35 protein-coding genes and 1 pseudogene are annotated in these 26,378 nt (G+C 70.9%); 24 read left to right on the top strand and 12 right to left on the bottom strand.

Annotated features, from left to right (window positions below):
- Positions 1 to 10 precede the first annotated feature (10 nt).
- Positions 11 to 670 (top strand): GntR family transcriptional regulator, encoded by a 660-nt coding sequence (locus HF999_RS13380; RefSeq protein ID WP_168546354.1) that lies wholly within the window; start codon positions 11 to 13, stop codon positions 668 to 670.
- A gap of 19 nt (positions 671 to 689) precedes the next feature.
- Positions 690 to 1,322, top strand: a complete 633-nt coding sequence (locus HF999_RS13375) for a 3,4-dihydroxy-2-butanone-4-phosphate synthase (protein ID WP_312854139.1) — start codon at positions 690 to 692, stop codon at positions 1,320 to 1,322.
- Here HF999_RS13375 and HF999_RS13370 read toward each other — a convergent pair.
- Positions 1,305 to 1,928, bottom strand: a complete 624-nt coding sequence (locus tag HF999_RS13370; protein ID WP_168546353.1) for an alpha/beta hydrolase family protein — start codon at positions 1,926 to 1,928, stop codon at positions 1,305 to 1,307. The genes HF999_RS13375 and HF999_RS13370 overlap by 18 nt on opposite strands.
- Positions 1,929 to 1,961: 33 nt before the next feature.
- Between HF999_RS13370 and HF999_RS13365 the strand changes: the two genes are divergently transcribed.
- Positions 1,962 to 3,059, top strand: coding sequence for a CaiB/BaiF CoA transferase family protein (locus HF999_RS13365; protein ID WP_168546352.1), 1,098 nt, complete (start codon positions 1,962 to 1,964; stop codon positions 3,057 to 3,059).
- Positions 3,060 to 3,096: 37 nt separating this feature from the next.
- On the opposite strand, the gene HF999_RS13360 is transcribed toward HF999_RS13365, so the two are convergent.
- Entirely contained in the window at positions 3,097 to 3,828 is a 732-nt protein-coding gene (locus HF999_RS13360; RefSeq protein WP_168546351.1) for a chymotrypsin family serine protease, read from the bottom strand.
- A gap of 121 nt (positions 3,829 to 3,949) precedes the next feature.
- Entirely contained in the window at positions 3,950 to 4,432 is a 483-nt protein-coding gene (locus HF999_RS13355) for a hotdog fold domain-containing protein (RefSeq protein WP_168546350.1), read from the bottom strand.
- Positions 4,433 to 4,527: 95 nt separating this feature from the next.
- Between HF999_RS13355 and HF999_RS22225 the strand changes: the two genes are divergently transcribed.
- Complete coding sequence (locus HF999_RS22225; RefSeq protein WP_210733795.1) at positions 4,528 to 5,133, top strand: hypothetical protein; 606 nt, start codon at positions 4,528 to 4,530, stop codon at positions 5,131 to 5,133.
- A 14-nt stretch (positions 5,134 to 5,147) separates the two neighbouring features.
- Here the strand turns inward: HF999_RS22225 and HF999_RS13345 are convergent, their stop codons facing one another.
- A complete protein-coding gene (locus HF999_RS13345; protein WP_168546349.1) occupies positions 5,148 to 6,155 on the bottom strand; it encodes an alpha/beta hydrolase family protein in 1,008 nt (335 codons plus the stop codon).
- 384 nt (positions 6,156 to 6,539) lie between these two features.
- On the opposite strand from HF999_RS13345, the gene rpsJ reads away from it, so the two are divergent.
- From rpsJ to rpsQ, 11 genes are read left to right on the top strand one after another with little or no spacing between them, the layout of a single operon-like run.
- Positions 6,540 to 6,845, top strand: coding sequence for a 30S ribosomal protein S10 (rpsJ, locus tag HF999_RS13340; RefSeq protein ID WP_003938093.1), 306 nt, complete (start codon positions 6,540 to 6,542; stop codon positions 6,843 to 6,845).
- A gap of 20 nt (positions 6,846 to 6,865) precedes the next feature.
- Entirely contained in the window at positions 6,866 to 7,531 is a 666-nt protein-coding gene (gene rplC / locus HF999_RS13335) for a 50S ribosomal protein L3 (RefSeq protein WP_168546348.1), read from the top strand.
- Positions 7,528 to 8,181, top strand: coding sequence for a 50S ribosomal protein L4 (gene rplD, locus HF999_RS13330; protein WP_168546347.1), 654 nt, complete (start codon positions 7,528 to 7,530; stop codon positions 8,179 to 8,181). Before rplC ends, rplD begins: the two co-directional genes overlap by 4 nt.
- Positions 8,181 to 8,492 (top strand): 50S ribosomal protein L23, encoded by a 312-nt coding sequence (gene rplW, locus HF999_RS13325; RefSeq protein ID WP_068522672.1) that lies wholly within the window; start codon positions 8,181 to 8,183, stop codon positions 8,490 to 8,492. The genes rplD and rplW overlap by 1 nt, the downstream gene beginning before the upstream one ends.
- Positions 8,493 to 9,329, top strand: coding sequence for a 50S ribosomal protein L2 (rplB, locus tag HF999_RS13320; protein ID WP_168546345.1), 837 nt, complete (start codon positions 8,493 to 8,495; stop codon positions 9,327 to 9,329). It begins immediately after the preceding gene.
- A gap of 14 nt (positions 9,330 to 9,343) precedes the next feature.
- Positions 9,344 to 9,625: a 30S ribosomal protein S19 gene (rpsS, locus tag HF999_RS13315; RefSeq protein WP_068573204.1), complete on the top strand. Its 282-nt coding sequence runs from the start codon at positions 9,344 to 9,346 to the stop codon at positions 9,623 to 9,625.
- Positions 9,625 to 10,029, top strand: a complete 405-nt coding sequence (gene rplV / locus HF999_RS13310) for a 50S ribosomal protein L22 (RefSeq protein WP_168546344.1) — start codon at positions 9,625 to 9,627, stop codon at positions 10,027 to 10,029. The genes rpsS and rplV overlap by 1 nt, the downstream gene beginning before the upstream one ends.
- A gap of 2 nt (positions 10,030 to 10,031) precedes the next feature.
- Positions 10,032 to 10,841: a 30S ribosomal protein S3 gene (gene rpsC, locus HF999_RS13305; protein WP_068573207.1), complete on the top strand. Its 810-nt coding sequence runs from the start codon at positions 10,032 to 10,034 to the stop codon at positions 10,839 to 10,841.
- A 4-nt stretch (positions 10,842 to 10,845) separates the two neighbouring features.
- Positions 10,846 to 11,262 (top strand): 50S ribosomal protein L16, encoded by a 417-nt coding sequence (gene rplP, locus HF999_RS13300; RefSeq protein WP_068573209.1) that lies wholly within the window; start codon positions 10,846 to 10,848, stop codon positions 11,260 to 11,262.
- On the top strand, positions 11,262 to 11,492 hold the full coding sequence (gene rpmC / locus HF999_RS13295; RefSeq protein ID WP_013128010.1) for a 50S ribosomal protein L29: 231 nt from the start codon (positions 11,262 to 11,264) through the stop codon (positions 11,490 to 11,492). The genes rplP and rpmC overlap by 1 nt, the downstream gene beginning before the upstream one ends.
- Positions 11,489 to 11,773, top strand: coding sequence for a 30S ribosomal protein S17 (gene rpsQ, locus HF999_RS13290; RefSeq protein ID WP_068573211.1), 285 nt, complete (start codon positions 11,489 to 11,491; stop codon positions 11,771 to 11,773). Before rpmC ends, rpsQ begins: the two co-directional genes overlap by 4 nt.
- Positions 11,774 to 11,848: 75 nt before the next feature.
- On the opposite strand, the gene HF999_RS13285 is transcribed toward rpsQ, so the two are convergent.
- Both HF999_RS13285 and HF999_RS13280 read right to left on the bottom strand, forming a co-directional pair.
- Positions 11,849 to 12,361, bottom strand: a complete 513-nt coding sequence (locus HF999_RS13285; RefSeq protein WP_168546331.1) for a hypothetical protein — start codon at positions 12,359 to 12,361, stop codon at positions 11,849 to 11,851.
- A gap of 99 nt (positions 12,362 to 12,460) precedes the next feature.
- Positions 12,461 to 13,015 carry a hypothetical protein gene (locus tag HF999_RS13280; protein WP_168546343.1) on the bottom strand — a complete coding sequence of 185 codons (555 nt, stop codon included), beginning with the start codon at positions 13,013 to 13,015 and terminating at the stop codon, positions 12,461 to 12,463.
- 393 nt (positions 13,016 to 13,408) lie between these two features.
- On the opposite strand from HF999_RS13280, the gene HF999_RS13275 reads away from it, so the two are divergent.
- Positions 13,409 to 14,818, top strand: coding sequence for a DEAD/DEAH box helicase (locus HF999_RS13275; protein WP_168546420.1), 1,410 nt, complete (start codon positions 13,409 to 13,411; stop codon positions 14,816 to 14,818).
- Between the two features lie 255 nt (positions 14,819 to 15,073).
- On the opposite strand, the gene HF999_RS13270 is transcribed toward HF999_RS13275, so the two are convergent.
- From HF999_RS13270 to HF999_RS23005, 5 genes are all read right to left on the bottom strand, one after another.
- Positions 15,074 to 15,313, bottom strand: a complete 240-nt coding sequence (locus HF999_RS13270; RefSeq protein WP_168546341.1) for a hypothetical protein — start codon at positions 15,311 to 15,313, stop codon at positions 15,074 to 15,076.
- On the bottom strand, positions 15,310 to 18,639 hold the full coding sequence (locus HF999_RS13265; protein WP_246207786.1) for a helicase HerA domain-containing protein: 3,330 nt from the start codon (positions 18,637 to 18,639) through the stop codon (positions 15,310 to 15,312). Before HF999_RS13265 ends, HF999_RS13270 begins: the two co-directional genes overlap by 4 nt.
- Positions 18,636 to 19,286, bottom strand: a complete 651-nt coding sequence (locus HF999_RS13260) for a hypothetical protein (protein ID WP_168546340.1) — start codon at positions 19,284 to 19,286, stop codon at positions 18,636 to 18,638. Before HF999_RS13260 ends, HF999_RS13265 begins: the two co-directional genes overlap by 4 nt.
- 156 nt (positions 19,287 to 19,442) lie before the next feature.
- Positions 19,443 to 19,940 carry a nitroreductase/quinone reductase family protein gene (locus HF999_RS13255; protein ID WP_168546339.1) on the bottom strand — a complete coding sequence of 166 codons (498 nt, stop codon included), beginning with the start codon at positions 19,938 to 19,940 and terminating at the stop codon, positions 19,443 to 19,445.
- 66 nt (positions 19,941 to 20,006) lie between these two features.
- Positions 20,007 to 21,023 carry an endonuclease domain-containing protein gene (locus tag HF999_RS23005; protein WP_168546338.1) on the bottom strand — a complete coding sequence of 339 codons (1,017 nt, stop codon included), beginning with the start codon at positions 21,021 to 21,023 and terminating at the stop codon, positions 20,007 to 20,009.
- A gap of 125 nt (positions 21,024 to 21,148) precedes the next feature.
- Here HF999_RS23005 and HF999_RS13245 point away from each other — a divergent pair, with 125 nt between their 5' ends.
- The 8 genes from HF999_RS13245 to HF999_RS13210 all read left to right on the top strand — a co-directional run bounded on the left by HF999_RS13245 (position 21,149) and on the right by HF999_RS13210 (position 25,716).
- On the top strand, positions 21,149 to 21,361 hold the full coding sequence (locus HF999_RS13245; RefSeq protein ID WP_168546336.1) for a type II toxin-antitoxin system VapB family antitoxin: 213 nt from the start codon (positions 21,149 to 21,151) through the stop codon (positions 21,359 to 21,361).
- The gene (locus tag HF999_RS13240; protein WP_168546334.1) at positions 21,358 to 21,771 is read left to right on the top strand and encodes a PIN domain-containing protein; all 414 of its coding nucleotides are present in this window, start codon (positions 21,358 to 21,360) and stop codon (positions 21,769 to 21,771) included. The genes HF999_RS13245 and HF999_RS13240 overlap by 4 nt, the downstream gene beginning before the upstream one ends.
- 244 nt (positions 21,772 to 22,015) lie before the next feature.
- Positions 22,016 to 22,384, top strand: coding sequence for a 50S ribosomal protein L14 (gene rplN / locus HF999_RS13235; RefSeq protein WP_068573225.1), 369 nt, complete (start codon positions 22,016 to 22,018; stop codon positions 22,382 to 22,384).
- 1 nt (position 22,385) lies between these two features.
- Positions 22,386 to 22,691, top strand: a complete 306-nt coding sequence (gene rplX, locus HF999_RS13230; RefSeq protein ID WP_168546333.1) for a 50S ribosomal protein L24 — start codon at positions 22,386 to 22,388, stop codon at positions 22,689 to 22,691.
- Position 22,692: 1 nt separating this feature from the next.
- Positions 22,693 to 23,256 carry a 50S ribosomal protein L5 gene (rplE, locus tag HF999_RS13225; protein WP_013128002.1) on the top strand — a complete coding sequence of 188 codons (564 nt, stop codon included), beginning with the start codon at positions 22,693 to 22,695 and terminating at the stop codon, positions 23,254 to 23,256.
- Positions 23,257 to 23,259: 3 nt separating this feature from the next.
- Complete coding sequence (locus HF999_RS13220) at positions 23,260 to 23,445, top strand: type Z 30S ribosomal protein S14 (protein WP_068522657.1); 186 nt, start codon at positions 23,260 to 23,262, stop codon at positions 23,443 to 23,445.
- Positions 23,446 to 23,616: 171 nt separating this feature from the next.
- Positions 23,617 to 24,960: a phosphatase PAP2 family protein gene (locus tag HF999_RS13215; RefSeq protein WP_168546332.1), complete on the top strand. Its 1,344-nt coding sequence runs from the start codon at positions 23,617 to 23,619 to the stop codon at positions 24,958 to 24,960.
- 30 nt (positions 24,961 to 24,990) lie between these two features.
- Complete coding sequence (locus tag HF999_RS13210; RefSeq protein ID WP_246207783.1) at positions 24,991 to 25,716, top strand: hypothetical protein; 726 nt, start codon at positions 24,991 to 24,993, stop codon at positions 25,714 to 25,716.
- A 255-nt stretch (positions 25,717 to 25,971) separates the two neighbouring features.
- Here the strand turns inward: HF999_RS13210 and HF999_RS22550 are convergent.
- Positions 25,972 to 26,316, bottom strand: a pseudogene (locus tag HF999_RS22550) (glycosyltransferase); the annotation flags it as partial.
- Positions 26,317 to 26,378 lie beyond the last annotated feature (62 nt).

Raw genomic sequence — 26,378 nt, 5'->3', positions numbered from 1 at the left:
GAGCAGCGCTGTGGCGGAGAAGAACGGATCGGGGTCGATTCAGGGACGACTGATCACCGAGGTTCGCCGGCGGATCATCGACGGTGAGGTCGCACCCGGCGTCAACCTGTCCGAGATCGCTCTCGCCGAGGAGTTCGGCGTCTCGCGCACACCGGTGCGAGAGACCTTCAAACAGTTGCAGACCGAAGGTCTCGTCGAGATCCGGCCCAGGGTGGGAACTTTCGTCACCGCCCCGTCGCGCCGCGAGATCACGGAGCTGTTCGTGATGAAGGAGCTGTTGGAGGGCGCCGCCGCCAGACTCATGGCGCAGCGGGGCCGGGTCCCGGAACTGGACCGGCTCGAGGAGAACCTGCGGCAGGCGGATCTCGCGGTGGCGAGCGATGATCGCGAGCGCTACGCCGAGCTGGTCGAGGAGTTCCACGACCTCATCATCGTGGGAGCGGACAACCGCAAGCTGGAGGCGCACTACCGCACCCTGATGAACCAGCTGGCCTACTCGCGGTTGGTGACCACGTCACTGAGCCAGCCGGGCCGGCCGCACCAGTCCGGACGCGAGCATCACCATGTGCTCGAGCTGATCACCGCGAAGGACGGGGACAGCGCGGAGCACGTGATGCGCGAGCACGTTCGCGCCAGTCGGCGCGCGCTGCTCGCCGGGCTCGACACCTGATAACGAAACGGAAGACCACGTGATCCCCCTGTCCACACCGCAATCCGCGCACCCCGGCGAGGACGCCGACGATGACGCGGCGCGCGCCGCCTTCGCCGCGGGCGCCTTCGTGATCCTGGTCGACGACGAGGGCGCCGTGCTCGCGCTGCCCGCGGCCGCCGCCTCCGGGGCAACGGTCGCCTTCGCCGTGCGCCACTCGTCCGGGATGCTGCATGCGGCGGCACCCTCAGCGCTCCTGGACGCCTTGCGGATTCCCGACCAGTGCGTCCTGGCATCGGAGAACAGCGGACTGCCCTTCACCGTCGCGGTCGACGCGGTCGGGGTGGGGACGGGGATCTCCGCCCGGGATCGGGCGCGCACCATGCGCGTGCTGGCCGACCCGCGCACCGTCGCCGACGATCTCGTGCGACCCGGCCACGTGATTCCGGTTCGGTGCAGCGACGGCGGATACGAGGCGCAACAACGGGTCTGGGAACGCGCCGTGGACCTGGCTAGGGCGGCGGGCAGCGCACCGGTCGTCATGATGTGCCGCCTGGTAGACGCGAACGGCGATGTGCGCGACGGCGATTCCGCAGCTGCGTTCGCCGCCGCGCACGCCCTTCCCGTGGTCCGCGTGCTGCGGCGGGTGCCGGTGCTACAGGGCGTCGAGTAGCGCGATCACCGCGTCGGCGGCCCGCGCCGGGGCGCCGGACTTCGCGGGCGCCAGGTCGTGCGCCGCAGCGACTTCCACGATCGTGGTCGGACCGGTGATGAGCTCCGCGGCTTCGGCCAGCTCCGCCGGAGAGGCGAAGGGATCGCGCTTGCCGTGCACGAGCACCGTCGGGATCTCGATGCCCGGTAGGTGCGCAGTGCGCGCCTTCTCCGGGCGGCCCGGCGGGTGCAGCGGATAGGACAGCAGCACCAGGCCGTCGGGGAGTTCGGCACCGTCGGCGGGCTCGCCGACGGCCATCGACGCCATCCGCCCGCCGTAGCTGTGCCCGCCCCAGAGCAGCGGACCGTCGACGTCGAGGAGCCGTACGGTCTCCGCGAAGGAGGCGCGGTCCGCCGCCTGGCCCGACGGTGACGGCGGCCCCTTCGGGCGCTGCCTGCGGAACGGGAGGTCGATGCGGACCGTGCGGACGCCGCGCTGCGCGAGCTCCACGCCGAGCAGCCGCAGCATGGCCTGATCGCGGTTGCCGCCGGCCCCGTGGGCGAGGACGAGGGTCGCGCGCGCAGCGGCGCCGGGGCCTTCGGGATCGTCAATCGAGAGCCAGGTCACCCGCTCAGGATACGGGCAAGTTAACGTGCATTCATGACTGATACGAAGCAGGGCCCGCTCGCCGGGCTGAAGGTGGTCGAGTTCGCCGGTCTCGGGCCCGCCCCGCACGCGGCGATGCTTCTCGCGGACCAGGGCGCCGACGTGGTGTCCGTGCAGCGTCCGGGAGTCGGCGTGACCGGCATCAGCGGCAAGCCCTCGGGCGTCAAGCGCGGTCGCACCATCGTCGAGGCCGACCTGAAGAACCCGGCCGATATCGCCACCATCCTCGAGCTCATCGACCGCGCCGATGTCATCGTCGAGGGCTTCCGCCCCGGCGTCATGGAGCGCCTCGGGCTCGGGCCCGACGTGGTGCTCGAGCGCAACCCCCGCATCGTCTTCGCCCGGATGACCGGCTGGGGCCAGGACGGCCCCTTCGCGCAGCGGGCCGGCCACGACATGAACTACCTGTCGCTGACGGGGATCCTGCACGCGATCGGCCGCCGGGGCGAGCGGCCGGTGCCGCCGCTCAACCTCGTCGGCGACTTCGCCGGCGGGTCGATGTTCCTGGTCTTCGGCGTGCTCGCCGCGCTGTACGAGCGGCAGACCTCGGGCAAGGGGCAGGTCATCGACGTCGCCATGGTCGACGGTGCCTCCCTCATCGGGCAGATGCAGTGGGACTTCCGGGGCCAGGGCATCTGGAGCGACGAGCGCGGCGTGAACACCCTCGACGGCGGCGCGCCCTTCTACGACACCTACGAGACCTCCGACGGCAAGTACGTCTCCGTCGGCGCGATCGAACCGCAGTTCTTCGCCGAGCTGCTGGACAAGCTGGGCCTGAAGCAGGACGACCTGCCCTTCCAGCTCGATCAGAACCGCTGGCCCGAGCTGCGCGCCGCGATCGGCGCCGCGCTGAAGACCCGCACCCGTGACGAATGGGCCGAGGTCTTCTTCGACTCCGATGCCTGCGTCGCGCCGATCCTCACCTTCGAGGAGGCGCCGAAGCACCCGCACATGGCGGCGCGCGGCAACCTGCAGGAGGTCGGGGGAGCGATGGCGCCGATGCCCGCTCCGCGGTTCTCCCGCACGCCGGCCGGCATCCCCGCGGCGCCGTCGGCCGAGACCACCGATCCGGCCACGCTCTGGCGCGACTGAATCCGGCGGAATCCGCGGTCGCCGGTTAGCCCCGCGGCTACCCGACGACGAGCGACGTGCCGCTCGCGCGGAGCGCGGAGCCCAGGTCGTAGAAGAGCGAACCGTTGCGGCGCAGCGGACCGTCGAACGTGGCGGCGCGACTGGCGATGCCGAGGGCGGCGTTGTCGGAGGTGCGGATCAGCGGCCCGCCGCTGTCGCCCACCTGCACGGGGATCGTCGTGGCGATGTAGCCGCCGTCGACGCTCACCACGGAACCGCAGCGCCAGCCGGACGAGATGCCCTGGCTGCAGACCTGGTCTCCGGCCCGCGCGGTACCGACCGTGCTCGGGCGGATCCGGCCGCCGGGCGCGGCCTTCGCCAGCTTCGGGTCGAGGGCGAAGACGCCCCAATCGGGGGCGTCCGGCACGACGAACAGATCGGTCTTGGTCAGGCTGGGCGCCGACGAGGCGGTGTTCACGCCGACGATGCGACCGTCGACCACGACCTGCTGGCCCTGGTCGCCGCAGTGGCCGGCGTAGATGCCCACCCGCGAACCGTCGGGGCGCTGCCCGATGAACCCGACGGTGCAGCCGCGACCGTCGGCCACGTTCCCGACGAGCTTCGACACCGTGAGCACGGAGCTGCCGGGCACGATGGTCGTCACCGGCTCGGCCTGCGCGGCGCCGGGCGCGAGCACGGCGACGGTGCCCAGGACGGCCGTTGTCGCGGCCGCCCTGCGGGCGACGGACGCGACCGCGGAGCGGGGCGTGGTCACGGTGGTGCGGCGCATGATTCTCCTCGGGCCGGGCGCAGGACTGTGCGACGGTAGCGTGCCACACACCGCACCGCCTGTAAACCGAGTGAACCTTGTTAACTCACGTTGCTACTGGTGTGTGAGTTGCAGAAATCGGTCAGTTCGAGGGCTTGGGTGTGACCCAGGTCGTGATCCGGGCGTGCACCACCTCGGTGCCCTTCTTGTCGCGGACCGCGATCTCGACGGCCACATCGCGCCCGGCGGTGATCGCGTCCCAATCGATCTCCTCGGCCAGTGTCGCGGTCGCGACCAGTGAGGACTCAGCCTTGGCGAGGTAGTCCACCGTCATCGACTTCGGCAGCCAGCGGTGGGTGCCCGGCGTGGAGGCCTCCATGACCATGCCCATGCCGACCTCGGCCAGGTTGCACGCCGCAATGGCGTGGAAGGTGCCGATGTGGTTCTGGACGAACCACCACTTGGGGCCGTGGACGACCGCGCGGCCGTACTCGATCTCGGAGATGTACGGGGTGACCGACGCGAAGTAGGGCGCCTTGAGTGAGGCGGCGGCCGAGAAGGCCAGCTTGCCGAGCGGCTTGTCGCTCAGCGTGCGCCACATCTTCAACGTGTTGGTGTTCGTCATGTCGGCTATCTTACCGCGCAGTAAGTTCGCGGGCGGGACGCGGCCGAGCCGCCCGGAGGTAGCGTGATCGCATCATCATCGAAGGGGAGAGATCAATGACCGCGAACGACCCGTACGGCCAGAATCCGCAGGGCCCGCAGCAGCCGCAGGGGCCGCAGCAGAACGGCGGGCTGCCCGAGTATCCGCAGCAGCCCTACGGCCAGCCGGACTACTCGCAGCAGCAGCCCTACGGCCAACCCGGCTACGCGCAGCAGTCGTACGGCCAGCCCGGCTACCCGCAGCAGCCGTACGGCCAGCCCGGCTACCCGCAGCAGGGCTTCGGCCAGCCCGGGTTCGGCGGCGCGCCCACGACGCGTCCGGGCACGGTGCTCGCCGCGGCGATCGTGCTCATCGTGATGGGCGCGGGGATCCTGCTGCTCCAGCTGGCGGGCCTGGTCGTCTCGTCGGGCTCGGTGAGCGCCCTGGACCGCACGGGGGTCATGGCGGGCTACGTGGTCGGGATCATCCTGGCGATCGTGCTCGCCGTCGCGGCCATCGCCAGCGGCGTCCTGCTGCTCCTGAAGCGGCAGAAGGCTGTGCCGATCGTGGCGACGGTGATCGCGGCGCTTCTTCTCATCACCTGCTGGGGCATCGTCGCCACCATTGCGGTCCCGATCCTGCTGTGGGCGCCGGAGTCCTCGCGCCGCTGGTTCACCGCCTGACCGAAGCCGGCGGATCAGCGGGGCGGGTTCGCGGCGAGGGCGTCGAAGCCCCCGTTCGCGAGCCGCACGATCGTCTCCTGGATCCGCGGCCAGTACGGCGACCGGACGTTGACGGGGGAGCCGTGGTTGGCACCGTCGAGCTCGACCAGCAGCGAGGGCGCGCCGAGGGCCTGCGCCGCGGCGACGAAGGACACGGACTCCTCGGCCGGGACGACGGTGTCCTTGGTCCCGTGGATCGCGACGGAGGGCATCGTCGGGTCGATCCGCTGGATCGGATTGGCCAGGGCGTACCGCTCCGGCACCCGGTCCGGCATCCCGCCGAGCGCGTTGCGCACGTGATCGTTGAGGCGTGAGCTGGTGCGCATGTCGAGCACGCCGGCCATGGACACGAACGCGCGCGGGGTCACCGTCGGACCGCCGCCCACCGGCCAGGTCACGCCGGGCGACCCCGGCGGCAGGATGCGCCGCGAGGCCGCCCACGCCGCGAGCTGCCCGCCGGCGCTGTGCCCCACGAGGATCACGTTCGTCGGGTCCAGCGCGGGCGCGGATTCGGCCAGGGCGGGCACGTGGTCGACGGCGTAGCCCACGTCGGTGAAGGTGGTGGGCCAGCCGCCGCCGGATCCCACGCGCCGGTACTCGATGTTCCAGACCGCGAGGCCGGCGGCCTGCAGCGCCCGAGCGACATCGGACATGTACCCCGCGCCGGAGCGGTTCCGCCAGCCGCCGCCGTGGATCAGCACCACCACGGGGAGCGTGTGCGGGGCTTGCGCGCCCCGCGGCAGGTAGAGATTGCCGTAGTTCTGGCGCGGATCCGCCTTCGGCGCGGGATAGGTGTACCGGACGGCGTCGTCGCGCACCGTGGCGGCGGGACGCGGGATCATCCGCGTCTTCGATGCGGCGGCGGAGGTAGACGGTCCGCCCGGCCGGGACCCCGGTTCGACGGTGCAGCCGACGAGCCCGGCGGCCAGGGACCCCACCAAGATCAGCGCGCCCAGCTTCGGCGCGACGCGCTGCTCGGTCATGGCCCACATTCTTCCAGAGCGCACGGGCCGCGGGGTGTGACGCGAATCGCACCGACCGGATCGATCGGTTCGATTTGAAGAAGCGGCCCGAGCAGTGCATACTGGTCGGGTTGCCTTGTCGGGCGGCGCGGTCCCGTGTGACGTTTCCTCGTCACGGGGGCGGACCGCCACTCGATGACGGTATCGACCCGGCCCCCCTCGAGGGAGCCACCGGAACACACGGCGGAGCATGAGCGCCAGCGCGACACGCCCGACCGCGTGGACCGGAGCAAATTGATACATGAACAGCGTCGATCGACTTCAAGCGGGACACGTTCCCGCAGGTGATTCAGCTGTCCGTGTGTCTAGCAATACGTTTGAACACTTGACGGAAGAGGACACAGCGTGGCGGGACAGAAGATCCGCATCAGGCTCAAGGCCTATGACCATGAGGCGATCGACGCGTCTGCTCGGAAGATCGTCGAGACCGTGACCCGCACCGGCGCCCGCGTGGTCGGTCCCGTGCCGCTGCCGACGGAGAAGAACGTGTACTGCGTCATCCGTTCGCCGCACAAGTACAAGGACTCGCGCGAGCACTTCGAGATGCGTACGCACAAGCGGCTGATCGACATCCTGGACCCGACGCCGAAGACGGTCGACGCGCTCATGCGCATCGACCTGCCGGCCAGCGTCGACGTGAACATCCAGTAAGCGGCTGCGGAGAAATCGATATGACTGAGAACAAGATCAAGGGAATCCTGGGCACCAAGCTCGGCATGACCCAGGTCTTCGACGAGAACAACCGGGTCGTCCCGGTCACCGTCGTCAAGGCCGGGCCGAACGTGGTCACCCAGATCCGTACCCAGGCCGCTGACGGCTACGACGCCGTGCAGCTCGCCTTCGGCGCGATCGACCCCCGCAAGGTGAACAAGCCCGTCTCGGGCCAGTTCTCCAAGGCCGGTGTCACCCCGCGTCGCCACATCGCCGAGCTGCGGCTCGCCGACGCCGGTGCCGCCGCCGACTACGAGGTGGGCCAGGAGCTGGGCGCCGACGTGTTCGAGGCGGGCAATTTCGTCGACGTCACCGGCATCAGCAAGGGCAAGGGCTACGCCGGCGTCATGAAGCGCCACGGCTTCGCCGGTCTCGGCGCCAGCCACGGCGCACAGGCCGTGCACCGCGCCCCCGGTTCCATCGGTGGCTGCGCCACGCCGGGCCGCGTCTTCAAGGGCGTGCGCATGGCCGGCCGCATGGGCTCCGACAAGGTGACCACGCAGAACCTGTCCGTGTTCAAGGTGGACGCCGACGCCGGCGTCCTGCTGATCAAGGGCGCCATCCCCGGCCGCAAGGGCGGCCTCGTGATGGTCCGTACCGCTGTGAAGGGTGGTGCTCGCGCATGAGCAAGCTGACTCTTGATGTCAAGACCGCCGACGGCAAGGTCGACGGTACCGTCGACCTCCCCGCCGAGATCTTCGACGTCGAGCCCAACATCGCGCTGATGCACCAGGTGGTCGTCGCGCAGCTCGCCGCTGCGCGCGCCGGCACCCACTCGACCAAGACCCGCGGCGAGGTCCGCGGCGGTGGTCGTAAGCCGTACCGCCAGAAGGGCACCGGCCGCGCCCGTCAGGGCTCGACCCGCGCGCCGCAGTTCAACGGCGGTGGCACCGTCCACGGCCCGCAGCCGCGCGACTACAGCCAGCGCACCCCGAAGAAGATGAAGGCCGCCGCCCTGCGCGGTGCCCTCACCGACCGGGTTCGCGAGGACCGTATCCACGTCGTCACCGAGCTGGTGGCCGGCCAGGAGGCGTCGACCAAGACCGCCCGCCTGTTCCTGGCCGCGCTGTCGGAGCGCAAGAAGTTCCTCGTGGTCGTCGGCCGCGAGGACCTGACCGCGCAGCGCAGCGTCCAGAACCTGCCGAACGCGAAGTGGATCTACGCCGACCAGCTCAACACCTACGACGTCCTCGACGCCGATGACCTGGTGTTCAGCCGTGAGGCTCTGGGTTCGTTCATCGCGAGCGCCACGAAGACCGAGGAGGCGAACGCCTGATGGCAACCGCAACCATCCCCGCCGACCCGCGGGACATCCTGCTCGCGCCGGTGATCTCCGAGAAGGCCTACGGCCTGATCGAGGAGAACACGTACACCTTCGTGGTGCACCCGGATGCGAACAAGACGCAGATCAAGATCGCCGTGGAGAAGGTCTTCGGCGTCAAGGTCGACAGCGTCAACACCTTGAACCGCCAGGGCAAGCGCAAGCGCACCCGTGCCGGTTACGGTCAGCGCAAGAGCACCAAGCGCGCCATCGTGACCCTGAGCGCCGATAGCAAGCCCATCGACATCTTCGGAGGCGCGAGCTAAATGGCTATCCGCAAGTACAAGCCGACCACTCCGGGTCGTCGTGGCTCGTCGGGCTCGACCTTCGACGAGATCACGCGTTCGACCCCGGAGAAGTCGCTGATCCGTCCGCTGCACGGCCACGGTGGCCGTAACGCGCACGGCCGCATCACCACCCGGCACAAGGGTGGCGGCCACAAGCGCGCCTACCGTCTGATCGACTTCCGTCGTCACGACAAGGACGGCATCAACGCCAAGGTCGCGCACATCGAGTACGACCCGAACCGCACCTCGCGGATCGCACTGCTGCACTACTTGGACGGCGAGAAGCGCTACATCCTCGCTCCCAAGGACCTCAAGCAGGGCGACATCGTCGAGTCGGGCCCCAACGCCGACATCAAGCCGGGCAACTGCCTGCCGCTGCGGAACATCCCCGCCGGCACGGTGATCCACAACGTGGAGCTGCGTCCCGGTGGCGGTGCCAAGATGGCCCGCTCGGCCGGTGCCAGCATCCAGCTGCTGGGCAAGGAGGGCGCCTACGCGACCCTGCGCATGCCCTCCGGTGAGATCCGTCGCGTCGACGTGCGCTGCCGCGCCACCGTCGGCGAGGTGGGCAACGCCGAGCAGAGCAACATCAACTGGGGCAAGGCCGGCCGTATGCGGTGGAAGGGCAAGCGCCCGACCGTCCGTGGTGTCGTCATGAACCCGGTCGATCACCCGCACGGCGGTGGTGAGGGTAAGACCTCCGGTGGTCGCCACCCGGTGAGCCCGTGGGGCAAGCCCGAGGGCCGCACCCGCAAGAACAAGGCGAGCGACAAGCTGATCGTGCGTCGCCGCAAGTCCGGTAAGAACAAGCGCTAGGAGGGAGTTAGAGAATGCCACGCAGCCTCAAGAAGGGCCCGTTCGTCGACGACCACCTCCTCGCGAAGGTCGACGTCCAGAACGACAAGGGCACCAAGCAGGTCATCAAGACCTGGTCGCGCCGCTCCACCATCATCCCCGACTTCATCGGTCACACCTTCGCCGTCCATGACGGTCGCAAGCACGTGCCGGTGTTCGTCTCGGAGAACATGGTGGGTCACAAGCTGGGCGAGTTCGCCCCGACGCGGACGTTCAAGGGCCACATCAAGGACGACCGGAAGGCGAAGCGCCGCTAATGAGCAACGACACCGAAGTCCAGAACCAGACGGCGTCGGCCACCGCGCGCTTCGTCCGGGTCACCCCGATGAAGGCACGGCGGGTCATCGACCTGGTCCGTGGCAAGGACGCCGAGCAGGCGCTCGCCATCCTGCGGTTCGCGCCGCAGGCCGCGAGTGAGCCCGTCGCCAAGGTCCTCGCCTCGGCCATCGCCAACGCGCAGAACAACCTGGGGCTCGACCCGCGCACCCTGGTCGTCTCGGAGGCGTACGCCAACGAGGGCCCGACCATGAAGCGCATCCAGCCGCGGGCCCAGGGCCGCGCGTACCGGATCCGCAAGCGCACCAGCCACATCACCGTCGTGGTGGAGTCGCTGGACGCGAAGAAGCCCGCCGCCAGCCGCAACAGCCGGAAGGGAGCGTAAGCATGGGACAGAAGATCAATCCCCACGGCTTCCGCCTCGGCATCACCACGGACTGGAAGTCCCGCTGGTACGCCGATAAGCAGTACTCGGAGTACGTCAAGGAAGACGTCCAGATCCGTAAGCGTCTGACCGACAGCCTCGAGCGTGCCGGCATCAGCAAGATCGAGATCGAGCGCACCCGCGATCGCGTGCGGGTGGACATCCACACCGCGCGTCCGGGCATCGTCATCGGCCGCCGCGGCGCCGAGGCCGACCGCATCCGCTCGGAGCTGGAGAAGCTCACCAAGAAGCAGGTGCAGCTGAACATCCTCGAGGTCAAGAACCCCGAGGCCGACGCCCAGCTGGTCGCGCAGGGCATCGCGGAGCAGCTGAGCAACCGCGTGGCGTTCCGCCGCGCGATGCGCAAGGCGATCCAGTCGGCGATGCGTCAGCCGAACGTCAAGGGCATCCGGGTCCAGTGCTCGGGTCGCCTGGGCGGCGCGGAGATGAGCCGCAGCGAGTTCTACCGCGAGGGCCGCGTGCCCCTGCACACGCTGCGTGCCGACATCGACTACGGCCTGCACGAGGCGAAGACCACCTTCGGGCGGATCGGCGTCAAGGTGTGGATCTACAAGGGCGACGTCGTGGGCGGCCGGCGCGAGCTGGCGGCACCGTCGAACGACGACCGTCGCGGCCCGCGTCGTGAGCGCCCCCAGCGCCCGCGTCGCAGCGGCGCGTCGGGCACGACCGCCACCAGCACCGAGGCCGGTCGCGCCGCAACGGAGGACACTCCGGTGGCGGCGGCTCCGGCCGCAACGAACCAGGAGGGCTGACACCATGTTGATCCCCCGTCGCGTCAAGCACCGCAAGCAGCACCACCCGGGTCGCTCCGGCCAGTCCAAGGGCGGCAACAAGGTGACCTTCGGTGACTACGGCATCCAGGCTCTCGAGCCCGCCTACATCACCAACCGTCAGATCGAGTCCGCTCGTATCGCCATCAACCGCCACATCAAGCGTGGCGGCAAGGTCTGGATCAACATCTTCCCGGACCGCCCGCTGACCAAGAAGCCGGCCGAGACCCGCATGGGTTCCGGTAAGGGTTCCGTCGAGTGGTGGGTCGCGAACGTCAAGCCCGGTCGGGTGCTGTTCGAGATGTCCTACCCCAATGAGGAGACCGCTCGCGAGGCCCTGCGCCGCGCACAGCACAAGCTCCCCTGCAAGACCCGCATCGTGACCCGAGAGGAGCAGTTCTGATGTCGAACACCGTCGCCGCTGATCTCCGCGGTCTCACCGCGGACGAGTTGGTGGAGAAGCTGCGCGAGGCCAAGGAGGAGCTGTTCAACCTGCGGTTCCAGATGGCCACCGGACAGATGAGCAACAACCGTCGCCTGCGCACCGTGCGTACCGACATCGCCCGGATCTACACGATCCTGCGCGAGCGGGAGCTCGGCCTGGCCTCGGGCCCGGAGGGTGACGCCGCATGAGCGAGAACGGAAGCAATGTGACCACCGAGGAGCGGAACAGCCGCAAGGTCCGCATCGGGTACGTCGTGTCCGACAAGATGGAGAAGACCATCGTCGTCGAGCTCGAGGACCGCGTGAAGCACTCCCTGTACGGCAAGATCATCCGCACCACCTCCAAGGTGAAGGCGCATGACGAAGAGGGCGTCGCCGGTGTCGGCGACCGCGTCCGGATCATGGAGACCCGTCCGCTGAGCGCCAGCAAGCACTGGCGCCTGGTGGAGGTGCTGGAGAAGGCCAAGTAGGCCGCTCCGCACCACCGAACGAACAGCCCCCGGCACCTCCGCGAGGAGGAGCCGGGGGCTTCGTCGCGCTCGGGGTCAGAGCGTGCGGCAGAGGGTGATGACGGCGTTCGTCGCGTCGGTCACCCGCTTGTACGCGGGGTTGCTCTTGGCCCAGGTGGCCTCGCCGCTCGCGCGCGCCCCGCGGTCGACGCTGAGTGCGGCGTTGTACTCGGTCAGCCGCCCCTGGTAGGCGCGCAGGGCGTTCGCCAGCCGCTGGTTCGTGCCCGCGCGGGCGACGGTGCCGGGGAGGGTGCCGAGTTCGACGCGGATCGCGTTCTGCTCGGCGTCGAGCCCGGGGCCGATGCCCGTCCAGGTCCAGTCGGGGTTCTTGGTGAAGTCGACGGTGGCCCGGCTCGCCCGCAGCCGCGGCGCCCGGTTGTTCGCCCACTGGTCGCAGGTCGCCTGGACGGCGCTGTTCGACGGTGCCGTCGGCGCGGGTGGGGGTGTGGGAGCCGGGGTGGGAGTCGCGAGTGCCGGCATCGGGGCGGCGATCGCGGCGGCGAGGACGCCCGCGGACAGGGTCCGGACGGTCCATTGGTGAATACTCATGCTGCACCTCTAGTTCAGTATCAAGAACAGGACATGCATAAGGTATCGCGAATCACGAAATTGTGGAAACTAAATCGAGTAGTGCGGCGGGCCGCCGACTCAGGACGACGGGCACGCCTTCTTCACGGCCGTCGCGGCGGTACCCAGCGCGTCGAACGCCGGGTTGCTCTTGGCCCACGTGGCGTCACCCGACGCGCGGGCGGACTGGTCGACGCGCAGTGCGGCGCCGTAGGCGTCCAGCTTGGCCTTGTAGTCGGTGATCGCCGTGAGGACCGATGCCGCGGGCTGTGCCGTCGCGATGACGCCGGGCAGCTTGCCCGACTCCGTGTCGATCGCCGCGAGCTCGGCGTTGAGCAGGGTGGTGATGCCGTCCCAGGTCCACTTCGGATCCTTGGTGAAGGCGACGGTGGCGCGGCTGGCGACGATGCGGATGTCGTATCCGGCCTGCCACGAGGCGCAGGCCGACTTGCCGGCCGCGGCCGCCGCGGCGGCGCGCGAGGCGGCGATCGTGCTCTGGTAGGCGGCCACGTCCTGCGGATCGGCGGAGCCGGTGCCGGGCACGGATGCGCAGCCGGCCAGGGCGAGCAGCGCAGCACCGGTGGCGAGCGCCGCTCCGGCGCGTCCGCGGAAGGGACGGGTCGTACGTGCGGTCATGTTCCTGCCTCCCCCGGCGCGCGTCGACGTGCACGCCTCCACTGCATTGTCGCGCATGAAGCCCCTCCGTGTCGCACCAGGGGTGCCGCCGCGAGGACTGTGAGCATCGGCACTTCCCCCTCGAGTATGCACGCTCGTGCGAACAGGCTTGCTATGCTGGAGAACATGCGGGACGTCCGTCGTTCCGCGCCGTCGTAGGGCTCCCGGGCCCCTGTCTCGCCGAGCACGGCTCGAGACCACCTCCCGGTTCTTTTCTTGCGGCGAACGGATGCGGCCACCGCCGCCTTCGCCACCCACCAGTGTTAGGTAACACCTGTCGTGAGCACCCCTGTGTCCACTCGTTCCTTCGCCGATCTCGGCGTCCCGTCGAACCTCATCGCCGCCCTCCATGACATGGACCGCAGCACCCCCTTCCCCATCCAGGCCGACACGCTGCCCGACACCCTGGCCGGCCGCGACGTCCTCGGTCGCGGCAAGACCGGCTCGGGCAAGACCCTGGCCTTCGCGATCCCGCTGGTCGCGCGCATCGCCGGCCATCGCGCCCCCGCGGGCCGGCCGTCCGGCCTCGTGCTCGCTCCGACGCGTGAGCTCGCCACCCAGATCACCGCCACCGTCGAGCCGCTGGCCCGGGCGGCCGGACTGCGCGTGACCACGATCTTCGGCGGCGTCAAGCAGGGCCGCCAGGAGCAGGCGCTGAGCAACGGCGTCGACATCGTGGTGGCCTGCCCCGGCCGCCTCGAGGACCTGATGCGCCAGCGCATCGTCGATCTGTCGCGCGTCGAGGTCACCGTGCTCGACGAGGCGGATCACATGGCCGACCTGGGCTTCCTCCCGGTCGTCACCCGGATCCTCGCCGCCACCCCGGCGGGCGGCCAGCGCATGCTGTTCTCGGCCACGCTGGACAACGGCGTCGACAAGCTGGTTCGCAAGTTCCTGACCGATCCGGTCTCGCACTCGGTCGATCCCGAGAACTCGCCGGTGGTCGACATGACCCACCACGTCTTCGAGGTGAGCGGCAAGGACGACAAGGGTGAGCTGGTCCGCGTCCTCGCGTCGGGGACCGGGCGCCGGATCCTGTTCACCCGCACCAAGCACCAGGCGAAGAAGCTGGCCAAGCAGCTCACGGCGCAGGGCATTCCCGCGGTGGACCTGCACGGCAACCTGAGCCAGCCGCAGCGCGACCGCAACCTCGAGGCGTTCAGCGCGGGCACCGCGCGGGTGCTCGTCGCGACCGACATCGCCGCCCGCGGCGTGCACGTCGACGACGTGCAGCTGGTCGTCCACGTCGATCCGCCCGCCGAGCACAAGGCCTACCTGCACCGCAGCGGCCGCACCGCCCGCGCGGGCAGCTCGGGCACCGTCGTCACCGTGATGACGCCGGAGCAGCGCAAGGACACCCAGGTCCTGCTCAAGAAGGCCGCGATCTCCGCGCGCCCGACGTCGGTCACCGCGACCTCGCCGGTCGTCGTCGACCTGGTCGGCGAGACCGCCCCGTACGTCGAGCCGGCGCCCGTCGCGCCGCCGCAGCAGCAGCGTCGTGCCGGTGGCGGACACGCCCCGGGCCGTGGTCGCGCGGGGCGCGGCAAGGGCACGGGAGCGCGGTCCGACGGTGCCGGCCAGGGCGCGGCCCGCGGTCAGGGCGCCGGACGCGGCCAGGGCGGTCAGCAGCGTTCCACTCGCGGCCAGGGCGCCGGGCGGGGCCAGGGCTCCGGACGGGGCCAGGCACCGTCGGGCCAGGGACGCCCGCAGGGGCAGGGGCGCACCCAGCAGCCCCGCCGCCGCGCCACCCGCCCCGCGGGCTGATCACCGCCGCCGCAGCGGCATTCCGGGTGTGAGGCCGGTGCTGGCCGGGCGTTTCGGGTGTAAGACCGCGGCCGGCCAGGTATTTCGGGTGTAACGCCCTGGGTACACCTGATTTGCGCAGTCACACCCTGCATGCCGGGTGTGTACGCGCGGATCGGGTGTGGCGGCCGTCGTGGGCTGGCACAACGGGTGTGAGGACTGCCGCGCCGGGCACAACGGGTGTGGGCACCGAGACGGCCGGGCGCCCGACGCCGACTACGCCATGCGGGTGCCGCGGCCGACCAGCAGGTAGGCCGCGGGCAGCACGCCCGCGGAGTTGACCACGCCGAGGCCGAGGGCCCACAGCTTCTTGGGGCCGCGGACCTCGGCGTCGGCGCGTCCGGCCAGGTCGGCGAGGGCCCAGGCCCGGAGCCCGGCGTCGACGGCCGCCGTCGCGACGATGGCGGTCCTGGCGCGGGGCGGAAGCTCGCTCCAGCTGATCTTCTTCGGGCTCACGGTGTGCTCCTTCGTGCGATAGCGAGGACATCGTCCTCGGTGGGCGGGCTGGCGGCGTGGTGGCTCAGGCACATCGGGGCGTGCAGGCGCACCGTCGACGCTCCGGACCCGAGGTAGAAGTCGCCCGGGCCGAGCCCACCGATCCCGTCGATGCGACCCCCGCGGGCGGTGGCCAGGTCCTTGGCGGCCTGGATCTGCACCGGCGCGTTGAGCTTGCCGTAGAAGTGCGTGGCGCTGTTGCCGACGATCTTGTCGTGCAGGCCCTTCGGTGCCTGCGTGGCGAACACCAGCCCGAGACCGTACTTGCGGGCCTGCGAGGCCAGCAGCAGCGTCGACTCCGTGGACGGCTTCACCGACCCCGACGGGGCGATCTGCTGGGCCTCGTCCATCACCAGCAGGGCGCCGAGCGGCCGGTCGCCGGCCGGGTGCCGCTTGATCCACGAGAACAGCGCCAGCTGCAGCTGCGCGACGAAGGTCTGCCGCTGCGTTTCGTCGGGCAGGCCGATGAGGCTGATCACCGAGATCCGTGCGCGCTTGCCCGCCGAAGGCGTCAGGAGCGTCACCGGGTCCACCGCCTCGCCGCGGCCGCCGAGCAGCGGATTGTTGATGAGCGCCGCCTGCAGGTTCTCCGCGAGCTCCGGGGCCAGCCGGTCGGCGCTGCCGAGGCTGCTGCGCGTCGAATCCCACTCCCGCAGGAAGTCGGCGAAGCCGCGCACGTCCGAACGGTCCACCTGCCGGCCGTACGCGTCGAGCGCCTCGCGCAGGATCGCGCGCTGCTGCTCGCGCCGCATGCCGCCGACCCCCACGTGCTGCTCCAGCGCGCTCGCACACGCCTCCACCGCCATCGCGAAGCCCTCGCGGGCCTCCTGCGCGTCCGTGTCGTCCGGGTCGCCGGATCCGTCCATGCCCGCGCGCAGCGCCGCGAAGTCCGGTATCGGTTGCAGCACCAGCGGTCTCGCCGACTCGCGGTTCGGCGTCCAGACGATCACCTCGGTGTCCGTGAGGTAGCGCTCGGCCCGCTCGGCGTCGCCCTCCCACCAGCCCGACGGCGGCTGCGGCCACGCCTCGCCCAGGCGGGAGAGGTCGTTGTTGGGATCCAGCACGATCGCGGAGACCCCGCGCAGCGCGCACTCCTCGATGAGGCGACGGATCAGCACCGTCTTCCCCGAGCCGGAGCCCGCGAAGATCGCGGTGTGCTTGCGCAGCTCGGCGAGGTCGATGAGCACAGGCGATCGGTCCGGGGTGGTGCCCACGGGAATGCTCTCGGAGTCCGACGGTGCCGCCGGCTCGGCGGCGGCCGGTGCCTCGGGCGCGTGCGCGGGTTCCGGACGCGGGGCGGGCGGGCCGCCGAACATGACGTCCGCGACGGCGCTCGACAGGCCACCGACCCGGCCCACCGCGTCGCCGGGGATGAGGCTGCCCGTCCGGCCCGAACCCGCCCCGCGGCGGTACGCGGGCGCGGGGCGCTCGCCGGTCGGTGCCGTGCGCGCGAGGCCCGCGAACATCCGCAGCCCGTGCGCGGGACGGCGGGCGATGAGCCATTCGTCCAGTCCCTCAGGGGAGTTGGCGATGATCCGGCTCAGCGCGTCGAGGGTCGCGAGATCGCCCTCGTCGAGGGGGAGGAGCTCGGCGCCGCGGTCCACGGCGTCGGCGACCACGGCCGACGCCTTCGGGCTCGTCGGCCACGGCGTGGACCGCAGCAGGAACAGCTTGCGCCGGTCCATGCCCGCGGCGACGCCGGCCGCGGTGGCGGCGCTCTGCACCCGGTTCGTGGTGGCGACGGCGTTCGGCGCGGGGATCGCGCGGAACGCCCAGTGCTGCTCGTCCTCGACGCGGCCGGGAAGCCGGCGCCGGAGCCGGCCGTCGAGCTGCTTGTTGCCGCGCTCGATCTGGAAACCCTCGCCGCCGTCCTCGCGGGTCCAGGCCCGCAGGCCCGCCTCGAGCAGTGCGCTCATGCGCTTGTCCGCGGCCGCCTGATCCGTCGCCACGTCGCCGACGCGGGCCCGGATCCGCAGCGCCTCGAACTGCTCGTCGATGCGGGCCAGGGCCTCCTCGGGCGAGGACCTCGGCGGTTCGGGCCGGGGCGCGGGCTCCGGCGCCGGACCGGGCACCGTCGGCGCCGGGGCGACGCGCGGCGCACCGTCGTCGAAGGAGGCGAGCTCGAAGTCCGAACGGGTGGACACGCACGCGCGGATGTGGGAGTCGACCTTGGTGAGCAGGTCGCGCGGGGTGTGGTGCACCGCGGAGGCGAAGGCCTCCGGCGCGACGGGCCAGGTGGGGTGCGGTGGCGCGAAATCCTTCGCCCGGTAGGCGGCCGTCAGTCGCCGCTCGACGATGGCGCGGGCGATGGCCCCGTCGGGCAGCGACTTGAGCGGGCCCACCACCCGGAACCGGGCGGCGACGGAGGCCGTCGCGCGGCTGGAGAGCGTCTCCCAGGCCGTCGGCAGCATGCACGCGACGGTGACGGTGCGGTACAGGCCCTGCCGCAGCGACATCAGGCCGTGCCCGACCTGCTCGATCACCTCGTACTCCGCGGCATCGGGGGAGGTCAGCGTGGCCGCGGACTGGGCCAGCAGGGTATCGATCTGGTCCACCGCGAAGACGGTCGCGGCGGTCTCGGCCATGAACGCGGAGATCGCGCGCACCGTCTCGACCGCCGAGAAGCCGTGCGCGGGCAGGCCCCAGTGCAGCCGCTCGGCCGCGGTCTCCTCGACCTCGATGTCGTCGAGGAACGCGGAGCCGAGGTCGGCGAGGCGGGTGTCCGGGGAGGCCAGCAGGACCAGCGCGCGCAGCACGCCGTGGTACTGGCGCACCTGCGGGCGCCGCTTGCTCATGGCCGCGACCAGCGCGTCGAGGCCCTCGGGGCTGGGGATCGCGTCCCCGGAGAACTCCCGACGGTGCGAACGGGACAGACCGGCCTCGTCGGAGAGCAGCCACAGCAGCTGCGCGAGCTGCGTCTCGTGGTCGCGGGCCGGGCGCAGCAGCGAGCTGCGCAGCGAGGTCAGGGCGGCGCGCCAGAAGTCCGAGGCGTCGAGCAGCTCCAGCAGGACGAAGTAGTGCCCCGCCGACTGCACCTCGGCGCGGAACCGGGTGAGCAGGTGGGTCTTTCCGGTGCCCGCGTTGCCGGTGATCACCAGTCCGGTGGGGGAGGCACCGGTGGACGCGACCGCGTCGCCGAGCGCGTCCTCGAGGTCCTCCCACACGTCGGTGTGCAGGCCGTCGACGTGCATGTCCTCCGTCGCCGTGTCCCACACCTCCTCGTAGGTGGGGGCCCAGCTCAGACGGACGGAACGCAGCGCGGCGCGCTGGTGATCGGACAGAGTCATCGGGTGATCCGTATCGCGTGCAGGGGCCGGCCGCCGAGGTGCAGCGCGGCGGCGCGGTCCTCGGCGGTGAGGGCTTTGAGATTGTCCTCCGCGACGATGTGCACACCGGGTTCGGGGTACAGATCGCGCAGGGCGTCGTCGAGCTCCGCGCGCGGCAGATCCGGCAGCGCGGTCCGCAGCCGGTGCAGCGCGACCCACGCGCCGGGGGCCGCGATCCGCAGGTACGCCGCGCGCACCCGCTCGACGGTGCCTGCGGGCTCGGGTACGGGCGGACCGTCGGGCCGCGGTGCCGGCCGGGGCATCATGACCTCGCCGAGCGCCAGCGACTCGCGGCGCAGGTAGCGGCCGATGCCGGCGGCGAAGGTGAGCATCGCGCGCAGTTGGGGGGTCGCGCGCGGCGGGGGCGGGGACTCGAGCAGGTCGGCGGCGGCGGCCCAGCCCTTGTCGGTGAGGGACAGCACCAGCGCGCGCCGCGCCCCGGTCCCGACCTCGAGTAACCCGCGATCGACGAGCCGGCGGCGCGACGGCGCCTCGAGCGCCGGTCCGAGCAGCTTCAGGTCGGGATTGCGGACCGGTTCGACCGCGGCGGCCAGGACCAGCAGCACCGTCGTCTCCGTACCGGTGAGCCCGGCGATGGACTCGCTCATCACAACCCTCCCGGTTCCGCTCGGCCGCCGGCGGGATCCCGACGCGGCCGATCACCCGCCTGATACGACCAATCTACGGATGATCGTCGGCGGTTCCGCGACAGCACCCGGGATCCGTGCGTTGGCCGGCCCCGGTGCCGGAACCGGCCGGCGCGATCAGGGCTGTGCGCGCACGATCTCGAAGACGGGGAAGACGCGGTCGGTCATCGCCTGGTGATCGGCGTACCAGGGGGATTCGACGAGCAATTGCGCGAAGACCTCGTCGTAGCGGCCGTCGCGGAGTTCCACGGCCAGGGCGTCGAAGACCTCCCTGCCCAGCTCGACGGTGATCTCCTTCCGGGCGCGCACGTTGTGCACCCAGCCCGGGTCGGTCGGCAGGCCGCGGTGCGAGGCGCACACGTAGACATGGCCGTCGATCGTGTTGTAGCCCAGCGGATTGACCCGCGGCTCTCCGGACTTCCTCCCGATGGACGTGAGCAGCAGCAGGTCGCGGCCCTCGAACGGGCCGCCGACCGAGCCCGATCTCTCGCGGAACTCCGTGGCGACGGCGGCGTTGATCTGCCGCACCCTCGCGTTGTCCAGGCTCGCGCCCTGGCCTCCGTGATCATGGAGCTCGTCGAGCTTCAACTCCTCGTGCGACATGCCATCTGTCATGATTTCTGTATACACTTCTGGCGGCGACGGGGGGCGCGATCGACGCACGCCCCGACGCGCCTGCGGTCATCGCGTTCCCGACTGCACCAGTGCGCGGATGACGGTCATCGACTCGGCGAGGTCGCCCAGGATCCGGGCGTTCGTCAGCCGCAGCACGTGGAACCCGGCGAGCAGGAGGTCGGCGTCGCGGCGGCGGTCGGCCTCGTACTTCTCGATCGAACGGTGGTCCGGGCCGTCGATCTCGACCACCAGCCGGGGCTGCGGGAACAGCAGGTCCACGCGCACCGGCGGGTGCAGCGGTCCGAGGTCCACGGCGTAGTTCCAGTGTCGCGCGGCCGCCCACTCCACGCGCGCGAGCCCCTGCTCCAGGTACATCTCCGCCGCGCTCGCCGGATGCGGCTTGCCCGCGACCGGCGGATAGAGCGGCGCGGGCTCGAGGCCCACGGTGTGCTCCGTCGGCCAGATCTCCTCCTCGTCGGGGACGGGCGGACCGTCGGCCAGGGGGAACCGGTCCAGCGGCGCCGAGCCGGGCCCCAGCAGCCAGACCGCGCAGCCGCCGCGCGCGAGCCACTGCGCGCCGACGGACAGGGCGTCGGCCTGATGCGGGGCGATGAGCCGGTCGACCACCAGTGCCAGCGCGGCGCGCCGGGCGCCGTAGCTGCGGGTCAGTGCGTACTCGACCGCGCTGCGACGGTCCGCCGCCGGCAACCGGGTGAAGGCGGCGATCGATTCGGGGCGCAGCGCCGCCGTCGCGAGGGCGCCGAGGGCCGTGCCGAGCCCGGCGGCACCGTCGTGCCGGTGACTGAGCGAGCGGGCCGCGAACCGGTCCAGGATGCCGTCCGATTCGACGGCACCGTCCGCGCCGGGCAGCCACGCGGGGAACAGCTCGAACGCGACCGCGGCGGTCCGGGCGAGCACGTCCTCGATGATCGCGCTGGGCGAGGACCCCACCGGCTGCGTGAGCCCCGGGAACACCACGATCGGATCCTCCGGTCCGCGGCGCTCCGCAGCGGCCGCCAGCGCGAGCGGGGACGTGGCCTGCAGGCGCGTCACCCCGCCCGACGGGAGGTCGGCGAGCTGCACGTTCTGAAAGTTACGGCATACCTGTCGCCCCGCACAGCAGGGTCGTCCGGTTGAACGACGGAGTTCGTCGGCGCAGCGCGGAGGAGTTCTATATAGTCACATATATAGAACGGGAGGTGGGGACCATGGCAGTCACCAGCGTCGATCTCGATCCGCGACTCATCGAACGGGCCCGCGAGCTCACCGGTGAGCGGTCGAACCGGTCGGTCATCGATCTCGCCCTGCGCAGGCTGATCGCCTCGAAGCAGAAGGGCGCGATGGTCGACGGCATCGCCGGGCTCTCCGGTCTTGCTGAGGGCCTCGATGCGCCCGTGGTCAGCCCGGCCGAAGCGCCGTGACGGACTATCTCGTGGACAACTCGGTCTGGGCGCGACTCGCGACCGGGGATGAGGCGATCACGGCACGTCTGCGGCGGATCGTGCGATCGCCGTCCGACCTTTTCGTGACCTGTCCACCGCAGGTGCTCGAGTTCTGTCACAGTGCGCGGACGCCCGACGAGCACGGGCGGTACCGCGAGGAGATCTCCCGGGGATTTCCGCTGGAGAACGCACCGGAGGAGGGGCTCGTCCTCGACATTCAGGCCGCCATGTGGTCGTCCGGGCTTGTTCGTGCCGCAGGTCCTGCCGACATCCTGATCGCCGCGTACGCCATCGTCAACGACGCGACCGTGCTCGCCGCCGACCACGACTTCGACCACATCGCCCGCGTGAGCGAACTGCAACACGAGTACGTCGCGCCGGCGGTATGACGGGCGCGTGCCCGGTGCGAGTTGTGGGCGGGACCCGGCGCGACCGCGTGTGGTGGGCGGGCCGCGCACCGTCGGGCCGGGCAACCGGCGGGCGACGGCCGGACCGGGCGCGATTCGACAGCGACCTGCGGTTTCCTCTATCATGGACCGGTTGCCTGCGGCCTTGCGCCACAGGTGACGGACCGCGCGTGTTCGGGTCGGTAATCCGGCGCGCATGAAAATCCAGGTCTGAGGAGATCAGCTAGTGATTCAGCAGGAATCGCGAGTGCGGGTCGCCGACAACACGGGTGCTAAGGAAATCCTCTGCATCCGCGTGCTCGGTGGAAGCTCGCGCCGCTATGCCGGCATCGGTGACATCATCGTCGCCACCGTCAAGGACGCCATCCCCGGCGGCAACGTCAAGCGTGGCGAGGTCGTCAAGGCCGTGATCGTGCGCACCTCCAAGGAGCGCCGCCGTCCGGACGGCTCGTACATCAAGTTCGACGAGAACGCCGCTGTCATCATCAAGAACGACAACGACCCTCGTGGCACCCGCATCTTCGGCCCGGTCGGCCGCGAGCTGCGCGACAAGAAGTTCATGAAGATCGTTTCGCTGGCTCCGGAGGTGCTCTGACATGAAGGTGCACAAGGGCGACACCGTCATCGTGATCTCGGGACCCGACAAGGGCGCCAAGGGCAAGGTCATCGAGGCCTTCCCCAAGGCTGACAAGGTCCTCGTCGAGGGCGTGAACCGGATCAAGAAGCACACCAGCACGTCCGCCACCGCGCAGGGCGGGATCGAGGTCCGCGAGGCCCCGATCCAGGTCTCGAACGTGATGGTCGTCGACTCGGACGGCAACCCCACCCGCGTGGGCTACCGGACCGACGAGGAGACCGGCAAGCGCGTGCGGATCTCCCGCAAGAACGGGAAGGACATCTGAGATGACCACCTCTGAGAAGACCCAGCCGCGCCTGAAGGCGCGCTACCGCGCCGAGATCAAGGACGCGCTCAACAGCGAGTTCGACTACGCCAACGTGATGCAGATCCCCGGCGTCGTCAAGGTGGTCGTGAACATGGGCGTCGGCGACGCCGCCCGCGACGCCAAGCTCATCAACGGCGCCGTCAAGGACCTCGAGCTCATCACCGGCCAGAAGCCGGAGATCCGCAAGGCCCGCAAGTCCATCGCGCAGTTCAAGCTGCGTGAGGGCATGCCCATCGGCGCGCGCGTCACCCTCCGTGGCGACCGCATGTGGGAGTTCCTCGATCGCCTCACCTCGATCGCGCTGCCCCGTATCCGCGACTTCCGCGGCCTCAACGGCAACCAGTTCGACGGCAACGGCAACTACACGTTCGGCCTGAACGAGCAGTCGATGTTCCACGAGATCGACGTGGACTCCATCGACCGCCCGCGCGGTATGGACATCACCGTCGTCACCACTGCCACCAACAATGAGGAAGGCCGCGCACTGCTCAAGCACCTCGGCTTCCCCTTCAAGGAGAACTGAGCCATGGCAAAGAAGGCGCTGGTCAACAAGGCCAACAAGAAGCCGAAGTTCGCCGTCCGCGCGTACACCCGGTGCAACAAGTGCGGCCGGCCGCACTCGGTGTTCCGCAAGTTCGGCCTGTGCCGTGTGTGCCTGCGCGAGATGGCGCACGCCGGCGAGCTCCCCGGTGTGCACAAGAGCAGCTGGTGAGTGATTCCCGGGCCCGACCCGGGACATCCGTCCGGGTCTGACCCGGACACGGACACGACGGACGCGCATCCCCTCGGGGTTGCGCGTCCGTTGTCGTTTTCGGGCGTCTTCGGCCACGAAACGGCATATGGATTCACAGAGTTACCCGTCTGTTAACTATGCTGTCATCTCATGTTGGTGCGTGCAGACTTCGCGCTCCCGCGGGGTCCACGCGGGGAGCACCCCGGCCGCCGCGGCTGGGGGGCGGGGCAATGGGCCTGGGCGGTGCTCGGCGTCGTGGCATTCGTCCTGGTGATCCAGGCCGCGGCGATGTACTACGGGCTCCGCGGGCCCGTGCACGGTCTCGTCTCCGATTTCGTGGGCCGTCCCGTGACCGGGGAGGTGAAGGTCGCGGCCCTCGCGCTGGCCCTGATGTGCATGCCCGCGCGGTTGCGGCTGCCCTTCGTCGGCGTCGTGGCCGGTGTCGAGGTGCTGTTCAACGCCGAGCGTCTCCTGGCCGGGTCGCCGCTGCACTTCGGCAACGGCGTGATGTGGGGGCTCCTCGCGCTCACCGTGTACGCGGGCACCCACCTGACCGGGCCCGAGCGGTCGGCCGCGCTTAAGGCCGCCGGCGTTGCCGGGATCCTCATCGCGGCGAACGCCGTCTCCGCCGTTTGGCTGGGGCTGACGATGCAGGCGCTGCCCGATGTCGCCGATCACTTCGTGGAGGTCGCCGACCGCGCGCTCGGCAGCCCCTCGTGGGTGATGGGCCGGTTCGTGCACGACCACGGTTGGTACCTCGCGCTGATCACGAAGGTCTACACCTACCTGCCCGTCGGGGCAGCGGTGGTCGCCTACTTCCAGCTGCGGCGCAGCTCCACCGAGGGCTTCCCGCGGCACCACATCGTCAAATCCTTCATCGTGATCGGCGCCATCGGCCCGATCGTCTACTTCCTGTTCCCCGTCGTCGGCCCCGCGTACGCGTTCGGCAACGAGGTCGCCGGCGCCGGCTGGATGAACGTCTGGCCGCACGTGGTGCCCACCTCGCTCGAGCCGGTCTCGGCGTACTTCAGCCAGCAGGCGCCCCGCAACTGCATGCCCAGCCTGCACACCGCTTGGGCGACCGCGATCCTCGTGCACGCCCTGCGCGGGCCGCGCCTGCTCAAGCTGTTCGGCGTCATCTGGTGGGTGTGCACGATCTCGGCCACCCTGGGCCTCGGCGCGCACTACGGGGTCGACCTCGTGGCCGGCCTCGTCTTCGCCCTCACCCTCGAGGCCGCGATGATCCGCCCCGAGGACGGCTGGCACGCGCGCCGCATCGTCACCGTCGCGGGCGGGGCGGTGGCCTTCGCGGCGATCCTGCTCGCCATCCGCTACCTCAGCGTGCCCATGGCGCAGAGCGGCCATCTCGCCGCCGTCGCGCTGCTGGGCGTCGTGGGCGTCATGGTGGTCGCCTACGCGCGGATCGCGCGGCCCTCGTCGCCCGACGATGCCGTCACCGCACCGCCCGTGGGGCAGCGGGAGCTCGCGGCCTGACGGCTACGCTGTCCGATGTGGGTGATTCCGATGCGTAGCGCGGTCGCGGTGGCGCTCGGCGTCGCGGCCGTCGGTCTGATCGCCACGCGATTCGTCGGGCCGATCGGGATGCTGTTCCTGGCCGGCGGCCTGATCGTCGCGATGGTGGTGCTCCTCGCCGGTCCCGGCGACGCGGCGGCGGTGCGGCGGCCCGATCCGCTGCGGTTCGTCGACGCCCCTTCGCCCGAGCGGCCGCGCGCGCGACCGAAGGCGACCCCGGCACCGTCGGGCAGGGCGCTGTGGGAGCGTGCGGTGGGCCGGCACGACGAGGTGCTCTCCGAGTACGCGGCCTACGAGCTCGACCCGGAGATGCTGCTGCGTTTCCCCGCGATGTGGGACCTCAGCTCGCCGAAGGTGATCGCCTTCCACGACGCGCTCGAGCACGCGGGCGCGCTGCGCACCGACGACTACCCCGGCGAGGAGTCCGCCGCGGAGTACGCCGACGCCGTCACCGACCTGCGCACCGGCTGGTACGCCGCCGACCGGCACGCCCGCAGCACCGGCACCGCCGGGCTGCCCGCCGAGGACGCGCGCGACCTCGATCGCGGCCTCAAGCTCTACCGGCACGCCTCGTCCAGCACCGCCGCCGAGCGGGCGGCCTACCTGAACCAGGTCGTGAGCACCGTCGACCGGCTGGTCGACCGCGGTGTCCTGCCCGCGCCGCCGCGGTTCCGCGCCGAGCTGGAGGCCGAGGCCCGCAAGGCCATCGAGGGCTGATCGGAACCGATCGCCGCGCGAAACGGGTGCGGGAAGCCATCCGCACCCGAAGCGCGCCAGCGCACCCGGCACGCAGGGTGCGGCCGCGCGAAACGGGTGCGGGAAGCCATCCGCACCCGAAATGCCCGTTGATTCCCCGGCGGCCCGCGCCGCGCGTACTGCAAGGTCGGCGCGCTTGTAGGGCACCAGCCGGCCCGCCATGAGGAAGTAGTCCTCCCGCTCCCCCGCGGGCCCGGTACTGAATCGGGTCACGTCGACGGGCGGATGGACGACCTCGGCCTCGCGGCCCCACCACTGTTCGATCCGGCGGGCCACCACACTCGAGTTCGCCACGATCCGGGTGAAGCTCGGCGCCGCGGCTCTCTCGACGGCGCGGGCCTGCTTCGCCAGCAGGGCCAGCGCCAGGCGGCCGGCCGGCGAATTCGCCTCACCCGCCCGGAGGGTCGAGTCCCAGGCCCAGCGCGCGGGCGAGTGCACATAGCCGACGGTCGGCACGCCCACCGTCGGCGCGGCGGCTGCTGCCAAGGCGAAGTGACTGATCACCACGGCATCGACATCGCCGACGTCGACCCCGCGAAGAGCAGCGGGGGCCAGGGGCATCAGCGGCGCGTGCGAGCGGAGGCCGCCGGCCCGGTACGCCCGGTACAACCGATCGAGCCGCG

It is taken from the genome of Tsukamurella spumae (genome assembly GCF_012396015.1).
Lineage (GTDB): Bacteria > Actinomycetota > Actinomycetes > Mycobacteriales > Mycobacteriaceae > Tsukamurella > Tsukamurella spumae.
This window is presented reverse-complemented; position numbering and strand designations above follow the sequence as displayed.